The organism is Actinomyces polynesiensis (assembly GCF_000820725.1).
Classification (GTDB): Bacteria; Actinomycetota; Actinomycetes; order Actinomycetales; family Actinomycetaceae; genus Pauljensenia; species Pauljensenia polynesiensis.
This window is the reverse complement of record NZ_CCXH01000167.1, coordinates 1-8,184: the sequence shown is the minus strand read 5'-3', so window position 1 is coordinate 8,184 and position 8,184 is coordinate 1. Positions and strand designations below refer to the sequence as shown.

Annotated in this window: 8 protein-coding genes, 1 tRNA gene and 1 pseudogene; 3 read left to right on the top strand and 7 right to left on the bottom strand. The window is 70.7% G+C overall.

Annotated features, from left to right (window positions below):
* Nucleotide 1: 1 nt before the first annotated feature.
* Both argS and TA90_RS07285 read right to left on the bottom strand, forming a co-directional pair.
* A pseudogene (gene argS, locus TA90_RS07290) lies at nucleotides 2-1,680 on the bottom strand (arginine--tRNA ligase).
* Nucleotides 1,681-1,756: 76 nt separating this feature from the next.
* Nucleotides 1,757-2,221, bottom strand: coding sequence for a ribose-5-phosphate isomerase (locus tag TA90_RS07285; RefSeq protein WP_043535436.1), 465 nt, complete (start codon nucleotides 2,219-2,221; stop codon nucleotides 1,757-1,759).
* A gap of 110 nt (nucleotides 2,222-2,331) precedes the next feature.
* Here TA90_RS07285 and TA90_RS07280 point away from each other — a divergent pair.
* The 3 genes from TA90_RS07280 (at nucleotide 2,332) to TA90_RS07270 (ending at nucleotide 4,863) form a co-directional block, all read left to right on the top strand.
* A tRNA-Arg gene (locus TA90_RS07280) sits at nucleotides 2,332-2,407 on the top strand.
* Nucleotides 2,408-2,606: 199 nt separating this feature from the next.
* Nucleotides 2,607-3,194, top strand: coding sequence for a TetR/AcrR family transcriptional regulator (locus TA90_RS13215; protein WP_187120108.1), 588 nt, complete (start codon nucleotides 2,607-2,609; stop codon nucleotides 3,192-3,194).
* A 55-nt stretch (nucleotides 3,195-3,249) separates the two neighbouring features.
* Entirely contained in the window at nucleotides 3,250-4,863 is a 1,614-nt protein-coding gene (locus tag TA90_RS07270) for an MDR family MFS transporter (protein WP_043535434.1), read from the top strand.
* A 38-nt stretch (nucleotides 4,864-4,901) separates the two neighbouring features.
* On the opposite strand, the gene TA90_RS07265 is transcribed toward TA90_RS07270, so the two are convergent.
* The 5 genes from TA90_RS07265 to TA90_RS07250 all read right to left on the bottom strand — a co-directional run.
* Entirely contained in the window at nucleotides 4,902-5,708 is an 807-nt protein-coding gene (locus TA90_RS07265; RefSeq protein ID WP_043535433.1) for a glycerophosphodiester phosphodiesterase family protein, read from the bottom strand.
* Nucleotides 5,705-6,097 (bottom strand): M23 family metallopeptidase, encoded by a 393-nt coding sequence (locus tag TA90_RS15545; protein WP_231550696.1) that lies wholly within the window; start codon nucleotides 6,095-6,097, stop codon nucleotides 5,705-5,707. The genes TA90_RS07265 and TA90_RS15545 overlap by 4 nt, the downstream gene beginning before the upstream one ends.
* Nucleotides 6,098-6,169: 72 nt before the next feature.
* Complete coding sequence (locus TA90_RS15540; protein ID WP_231550695.1) at nucleotides 6,170-6,745, bottom strand: hypothetical protein; 576 nt, start codon at nucleotides 6,743-6,745, stop codon at nucleotides 6,170-6,172.
* Between the two features lie 135 nt (nucleotides 6,746-6,880).
* Nucleotides 6,881-7,927 (bottom strand): hemolysin family protein, encoded by a 1,047-nt coding sequence (locus TA90_RS07255; protein ID WP_043535432.1) that lies wholly within the window; start codon nucleotides 7,925-7,927, stop codon nucleotides 6,881-6,883.
* Nucleotides 7,924-8,184, bottom strand: a 261-nt coding sequence (locus tag TA90_RS07250; RefSeq protein ID WP_043535430.1) for a transporter associated domain-containing protein, incomplete at its 5' end; no start/stop codon positions are given. The genes TA90_RS07255 and TA90_RS07250, both read right to left, overlap by 4 nt.

Below are 8,184 nucleotides of genomic sequence, written 5' to 3'. Positions count from 1 at the left end.
GTCACATCCTCTCGGGTGCCTCGACGCCCAGCAGGCCCAGGCCGTTGCGCAGGACCTGGGACACCGCGTCGTTGAGCCACAGGCGCGCGACGTGACCGGGGGTCACGGACTCCTCACCGCGCGGGGTGACTCGGCACTGGCCGTACCAGGCGTGGTAGGCGGCGGCGAGCTGCTCGAGGTAGCGCGCCACGCGGTGGGGCTCGCGCAGCTCGGCCGCCTGGGCCACCTGGGCGGGGAACTGGGCGAGGACACCGAGGAGGTCGGCGTCGGCCGGGTGGTCCAGCGCGGCCGGGTCGAACCCGGCCTCACGGGAGACACCGTGCTCGGCGGCGTTGCGGCCACGTTGCGGGTGCGGGCGTGGGCGTACTGGACGTAGAAGACCGGGTTCTCGTTGGTGTGGGAGGTCAGCAGGTCCAGGTCGATGTCGAGGTTGGAGTCCATGGACACACGGACCAGGGCGTAACGCGCGGCGTCCACGCCCACGGCGTCGACCAGGTCGTCCAGGGTGACGATCGTCCCGGCACGCTTGGACATGCGCACGGGCTGTCCGTCCTTGACGAGGTTCACCATCTGGCCGATGAGGATCTGCATGTTGACCCCCGGGGTGTCCCCGAAGGCCTCGCACATCGCCATCATGCGTCCGATGTAGCCGTGGTGGTCCGCACCCAGGAGGTAGACCGCGACATCGGCGCCACGGCGGCGCTTGTCGAGGTAGTAGGCGACGTCGCCGGCGAAGTAGGCGGCCTGGCCGTCGGACTTGATGAGGACGCGGTCCTTGTCGTCGCCGTAGTCGGTGGTGCGCAGCCACAAGGCGCCGTCCTCGTCGAAGACCTCGCCGCGCTCACGCAGCACCTCGATGGCCCGGGCGACGGCACCGGAGGTGTGGAGGGATTCCTCGTGGAAGAACACGTCGAAGTCGGAGCGGAAGGTGTGCAGACGCTCCTTGATCTCGTCGAACATCAGGTCCACGCCACGGGCGCGGAACGCCTCGACCGCGTCCTCCTCGGGCAGGGTGACGGGATCCGGCTCGCCCGCGGCCAGGGCGTCGTGGCGGACCTGGTCGGCGATCTCGGCGATGTACTGGCCGCCGTAGCCGTCCTCGGGGGCCTCGTGGCCCATCGCGCGGGCGTGGAGGGAGCGCGCGAAACGGTCGATCTGGGAGCCGTGGTCGTTGAAGTAGTACTCGCGCGTGACCTGGCCTCCGGAGGCCTCCATGAGCCTGGCCAGGGAGTCGCCGACGGCCGCCCAGCGTGCCCCACCCAGGTGGACCGGGCCGGTGGGGTTGGCGGAGACGTACTCGAGGTTGATGTGGGTGCCGGCCAGCGAGGTGTTCGTGCCGTAGGCCGTGCCCGCCCCCACGATGGCCGCGGCGAGCTGCCCGGCGGAGGCCGCGCCCAGGGTGATGTTGATGAACCCCGGTCCGGCGACGGCGACCCCCTCGATGCCCTCCGCCTCGCGGAGGGATGCGGCGAGGACCTCGGCGAACTCGCGCGGGGTGAGGCCCGCGCGCCGGGCCAGCTGGAGGGCGACATTGGTCGCCCAGTCACCGTGGTCGCGGTTGCGGGGGCGCTCGACCTTGACGGTGTCGGGGACGTCGGTCGGGTCCAGGGCGATCCGGCCCGCGGTCGCGGCGTCGAGCAGCGTGGTGCGGATGAGTGCGGCGAGTTCTTCAGGGGTCACGGGACGAGGGTAGTCGGATGGGCGCGCGGTGGGCGAATGCTCCCGGTGCGCGGACCCCGGCCGGCCCCCCGGGCGCTCAGTCGCGGTCGATGAGGCCGCTCTGCTCGTAGTTCGTCAGTTGGTCGATGCGGTGCTGGTGACGCTGGTCGCCACTGAAGGGGGTGGCCAGGAAGACGTCGACGAAACGGGTGGCCTCCTCGGCGGTGTGCATGCGCGCCCCGATGGACACCACATTGGCGTCGTTGTGCTGACGGGCCAGTGCTGCCGTCTCCTCGCTCCAGGCCAGGGCCGCACGGATCCCGCGGGCCTTGTTCGCCGCGATCTGCTCGCCGTTGCCCGAGCCCCCGATGACGATGCCCAGGCTCCCGGGATCCGCGGCGACGGCCTCCGCGCAGTCCAGGCACATCGGTGGGTAGTTGTCGAGGGGGTCGTAGGTCTCGGCACCGTGGTCGACGACCTCGAAGCCCTCCTCGCGCAGGTGCTCGACCAGATGGGCCTTGAGTTCGAAACCGGCATGGTCGGAAGCGATGTGGACGCGCACGTGGGACCTTCCTCGGTGGGGGTGCGGGGCGCCGTCCAGTATCTCACGCGTGCTGCCGCCCGTGCGGGTGCGGGGCCGGTGCCCGGGGCTGGTACCATGTCTCGACGTCGGCCCCGATAGCTCAGTGGATAGAGCGTTCGCCTCCGGAGCGAAAGGCCGCAGGTTCGAATCCTGTTCGGGGCACCACGGAAGCGTGGCCCGGTTCCGACGAGAGGTCGGAGCCGGGCCACTCCCCTGTCCGGGCCACTCCCCTGTCCGGGCCACTGCCGGCCGTACCCGTGACCACGGCGTCCGGGACATGCACCGCTGCCCATCCACCGCCCCGGTGACGCTTCCCACGTCCTGCACCTTGTGCAGTTTCTGCACTCAGTGCAGAATGCTCTGCGTGAAGACCGCCCACTGCCCCTCGTCGAGATCCCGGCGGACCCGTCAGGACATCCACCGCGCCGCGCTCGGACTGGCGCGCACCCGGCAGGTCCAGGAGATCACCGTCGAGCAGATCGCAGAGGCGGCGGGCGTGTCCAGGCGGACCTTCTTCAACCACTTCCCGACGAAGAACGACGCCTTCATCCCGGACCTCGACGAGGTGCCTCCCCGCGCCCTGGCCGACTTCGCCTCACGCCGCACACCCGGTCTCCTCGACGCGGTCGAGGAGCTCATGGTCGCCCGGATGGAGGTGCTCGAGCAGACCGTTGACGACGACGGGACCGGCATGGAGGTGGTCCACGGCAATCCGGAGCTCCATCCCCTCCTCATGGCGAGGGTGCACGACTTCGAGACGGCGGTCCGCGAGGCGGCCGCGCAACGCCTGGGCGTCCCCGGGACGTCGCCCGATGCGGTGGCGACGGCATGCCTGGTCACCTCCGTCGAGCGCACCGTCCTCGGGACGTGGCACGCCGGCCCGCGGAGGACGCCACTGAGCGAACTCGTGCCTCCCGCGGTGGACGGGCTGAGGAACGCCCTCGCCGGCTGAGCGGCACCGGATCCTGCCCTCCATCCAGAACCATCGAGACATCCCCAGGAGCACCATGCCCACCCCCGCCACGACCGCGACCACCCCTGCCGAGGAGATCGCCTTCCACCCGGACCGCCGCTTCTGGCTGATCTACGTCTTCCTCCTGGTCGTCATGTTCCTCTCGGCGTTGGACCAGACGATCGTCGGCACCGCCATGCCCACCATCGTCGGCGACCTGGGCGGCGTCGAGCACATGGCATGGATCGTCACCGCCTACACCCTGGCCATCACCGTGTCGATGCCCGTCTACGGCAAGGTCGGGGACCTCTTCGGCCGCAAGCGGACCTTCCTCGTGGCCATCGCCCTGTTCCTGGTCGGCTCGGCCCTGTCGGGGTTCGCGGACTCGATGGGTACCTTCATCGCCTTCCGTTTCCTCCAGGGACTGGGCGGTGGAGGCCTGATGATCTCCTCGCAGGCCATCACCGCCGACATCCTGCCCGCCCGCGTTCGCTCGCTCTACATGGCGCCGATGGGTGCCATGTTCGGCGTCGCCTCGGTCCTGGGGCCGCTGGTGGGCGGCTGGCTGACGGACTCCGTGTCCTGGCACTGGGTCTTCTGGATCAACCTGCCGCTGGGCGTCGCGGCGTGGGTCGCGATCGCCCTGGCGATGGAGCTGCCGGCGCGTCGCTTCGAGGGACGGGTCGACTGGGCGGGGCTCTCGCTGCTCGATGTCGGGGCGGTCGCCGTCGTCCTCCTGGCCACCTGGGGTGGGAACCAGTTCGAGTGGGCCTCGTGGCAGAGTGCGGGCCTGGTCGCCCTCGTCCTGCTCGCCTGGGGTCTCCTCCCCGTGGTGGAGTCGCGGGTCGGTGAGCCCATCATCCCCATGCAGCTGTTCACCAACCGCACCTTCGTCATCACCACCGTCATGGGGATGCTCGCCATGGGCGCCCTCTTCGGGGTGATGGGATACCTCCCGACCTACCTGCAGATGGCCTACGGGGTCTCGGCGACCACCTCCGGGTTGATGCTCATCCCCATGACGGTCGGCATGCTGCTCGCCTCCACCGTGTCGGGTGCCCTCGTGTCACGCACCGGCCACTACCGGGCCTTCCCGCCCGTCGGCTCCCTGGTCGCAGCCGGGGGCCTGGTCCTCATGTCGACGGTGGACGAGACCTCCTCGGTCCTCCTGCTCAGCGCCTACACCTTCGCGCTCGGCGCCGGGATCGGACTCTTCTTCCAGCTCCTCGTCCTCCTCGTCCAGAACGCGGTGCCCCAGCGGATCGTGGGGACGGCGACCTCCTCGAACAACTTCTTCCGTGAGATCGGGGTGACCCTCGGGTCCGCGCTGATCGGGGCCCTGTTCACCTCGCGGCTCAGCGACAGGCTCTCCGCGCTCCTCGCGGATCTGGCCTCCTCCCCCGACGAGGCGACCCGCACGGCACTGGCCCGGGCACGCTCCGAGGGCCTCGATCCCGCATCGCTGACCCCGCACCTGGTCTCGGGGCTGCCCGATGTCCTGCGAGGAGGGATCGTGCACTCCTATGTCGAGGCGCTGACACCGATCTTCCTGTACCTGTCGCCCGTCCTGGTGGTGGCCGCGCTGGTCTCCCTGGCGCTCCCCCACCTGGAACTGGGGACGAGGTCGGGTCTGGAGCAGGTCGAGGAGGAACTCGCGGCGGAGGCCTGAACCGACATCGTCCGGACCCTGACCGGTGGCGTCCCGACTCAGGCCTGCGCCGGGCCCCGGTCCTCCGGGTCGTCCTCCCACTGCCCACGCGCACGCAGGATGTCGCGCAGCATGGTGGGCCGGTCCGTGACGATGCCGTCGACACCCAGGTCGAGGAGTCGCACCATCTCCTCCGCGTCGTCGACGGTCCACACGTGCACTGCGATGCCGGCGGCGTGTGCGGTCGCCACGAACCGCCGCGAGACGACACCCACCGGACCGTAGGAGACCGGAACCTGGACGGCGCGCACCCCCTGCCTCGGTCCGGGCACGTGCCACGTGGTGGGGTTGGTGCCGGTCTCGGCGGCCGCGAGGAGACGGGCGACCGCTGTGGACCCCAGGGAGGTGCTCAGACCCTCGTGCCCGGACCTCCGGACACGTTCCAGGCGACGCTCGGAGAAGGAGGCGATCAGCACCCGCCCGAAGGCGTCGTGGTCCGCCAGGACGTCCAGGAGGGGGGCCACGACCTCGTCCTCCTTGGCGTCGATGTTGAAGGCGAGGTCGGGGAACTCCTCGAGCACCTCGGAGAGGAGCGGGATCCGTCCCCCCTCCGGGTTGCGCAGGCGGGAGATCTCCCGCCACGTCATCATCGCCACCGCGCCGGTCCCGTCGGTGACGCGGTCGACGGAGGGGTCGTGGACCAGGACCACCTTCCCGTCGGCGGTGACATGGGCATCGGTCTCGATGTCGCGGACCCCCAGTGAGCGCGCGTGTGCGAAGGCCTCGACCGTGTTCTCCGGCGCCTCGTCACCGCCGCCGCGGTGGGCGAGCACGAGCGGGTGCCTGCGGGAGCCGACGGGGATCACGAGCACTCCTCACCGATGAAGGCCGCCCCGTGGGACTGCATCCACGACAGCGGCTCGACCGGGGTGTCGGACGCGTCGTGGATCTCGAAGTGGAGGTGCGGGCCCGTGGACCACCCGTTGGACCCCACGGCACCGATCTGCTGACCGGCGGTGACGTGGTCCCCGACGGCCACGAGGATGTCGGCCATGTACTCGTGGGCGTAGGCGGAGTAGAAGACGCTCCCGTCCGACGCCGTGTGCCGGATGCGCAGGTAGGTGCCGGACCTGTAGTCCGACGTCAGCTCGACGACCTCGCCGTCGGCGACGGCGTGGATCGGGGTCCCCAGAGTGGCGGACATGTCCACGCCCTCGTGCATGAGGGCCTGCCCGGTGACCGGGGAGATGCGCATCCCGAAACCGGAGGTGACCTGGTAGGAGCCCTGTGTCAGTGGGTAGACGACGTCGTCCGCCTCGACGACGACCTAACGGGTCCCGTCCGACGCCGTGTCGGCCGCCAGGCACTTCGTCGTCTCGAGGGGGCTCCGCACACGACTGCGCGAGGCCGCGGCCACGGTGGCCCCCAGGGAGTCGGCGTCCGCCACGTCCGACGCCCGGCCGTCCGCCCAAGTGGCCCCTCCCACTGGCCCACCGAGCGCCCGGGCGGGCAGGTCCACGGAGGAGTCGGGACCGACGAAGCCCGACAGGGGCACCGCCACGGTCATCGCCCCCAGCGCGACGAGCACCGAGGCGCGCCCGACCCCGTGACGGGGCCTCCGGGAGCTGCCACTGGCAGGGAACGGAGCCTCCCCCGTGGTCACGGTGCCCGGCGTGGCCGGGGGCGGCGGGGCGGCGTGGGAGGGGACCGACGACGAGGGCGACGCCGCCCGGGTGGGTGCGACGTGCAGGGAGCGGCGCGAGGGCAGGGGACAAGCGGTGTCCGAGGTGCCACCGGGGGTGCGCACCACGGGATCCGTCGGGTCGACCGCGGGAGAGGGACCTCGACCACTGCCACGGAGGTCACGGCGGCTCGGGAAGGGGCTCGCCACTTCTCGGGTCACTGACGTCCTCCAGGGGTTCCGGGTCGGGGTGCCCGACCACAACGGTCACAAACCTATAACGGGATCGCGGTGAAGTGTGTGGATCGATCGTCCCGGAGGGGCAACCCCACAGTGACTCCCGACACATTCCGGGACTCAGGTGCCCTGCTCCCTCTGGAGGGAGTCGCGCACCTCCCCCACCAGTTCCTCGAGGATGTCCTCGAGGAACAGGACGCCCTGCACGTCGCCGTGGTCGTCGACCACCTCCGCGCAGTGCGTCCCCGTGCGCTGCATGTGGCGCAGTGCGTCCTCGACCTCGTCGGTGGCCCGGACCGACTCCATGCGGCGGATCCGCCAGGGGGTGACGGGCTCGTCACGCTCGGGCCCCTGGGCGTAGAGCACGTCCTTGAGGTGGATGTAGCCGATGATGGCCCCGTCCTCGCCGACGACGGGGTAGCGCGAGTACCCCGTGTGGGCGACCTCGCTCTCGACCATGGCGGGGGTGCAGTCGCGGGGCAGGACCACGAGGTCGTCCAGGGGGACCATCGCGTTGCCCGCGTTCTCCTCGGAGAACTCGAGTGTGCCCGTCAGGAGGCCGAGGTCGTCGTGGATCTTCCCCTCCTGCTGGGAGCGCTCGACGATCGAGGCGACCTCCTCGGCGGTGAAGGCGGCCGAGATCTCCGAGCGGGGCGTGATGCCGCGGATCCTGAGGAACCAGTTGGCCGCGTGGTCCATCGCCTCGATGACCGGACGCAGGACGTGGCCGAAGGCCACCAACGGGGGCGCGAGCACCAGGAGTGCGCGGTGCGGGTTCGCGATCGCGATGTTCTTCGGGACCATCTCGCCGAAGACGACATGGAGGAAGAGCACGATGACGAGGGCGCCGACGAACCCGACCACGTGCGCCGAGGCGGCGGGCAGGCCCAGGGAGACCATCGGCCCCTCGACCAGGTGCGCGATGGCGGGCTCCGCCACCACGCCCAGCGAGGTGGAGGCCACGGTGATGCCCAGCTGGCAGATGGCCAGCATGAGCGAGACGTGCTCCAGCGCGTACATCGCCTGGGCGGACCCGCGCTTGCCCTGCTCGTGGAGGGGCTCGATCTGGGAGCGCCGCGAGGAGGTGGTGGCGAACTCACAGGTGACGAAGAAGGCGTTGACCCCCAGCAGGAGGACGGTGACGAGGACCCCGACGAGTGGGCTCACAGTGACACCTCCTCCTCGTGGTGGGGCGGGGGTGGTGTGACGGTGACCTGCGTGACCCGACGCCCCTGCATCTGGGTGACCGTCAGGTGGGCCCCTGCGACCACCACGGAGTCCCCGAGCTGGGGCACACGTCCCAGCTCCGTCATGACGAGGCCCGCCAACGTCTCGTAGGGACCCTCGTCCGGCACGACGACGCCGGTGCGCTCCTCCAACTCGTCGGGCGCAGCGGCCGGGCGACCAGGAAGGTCCGTCCGGCT

Excerpts from the sequence above, each read along its gene's own strand:
- TA90_RS07270 (WP_043535434.1), top strand. The coding sequence starts at position 3,250 with ATGCCCACCCCCGCCACGACCGCGACCACCCCTGCCGAGGAGATCGCC.
- TA90_RS15545 (WP_231550696.1), bottom strand. The coding sequence starts at position 6,097 with ATGCGCATCTCCCCGGTCACCGGGCAGGCCCTCATGCACGAGGGCGTG.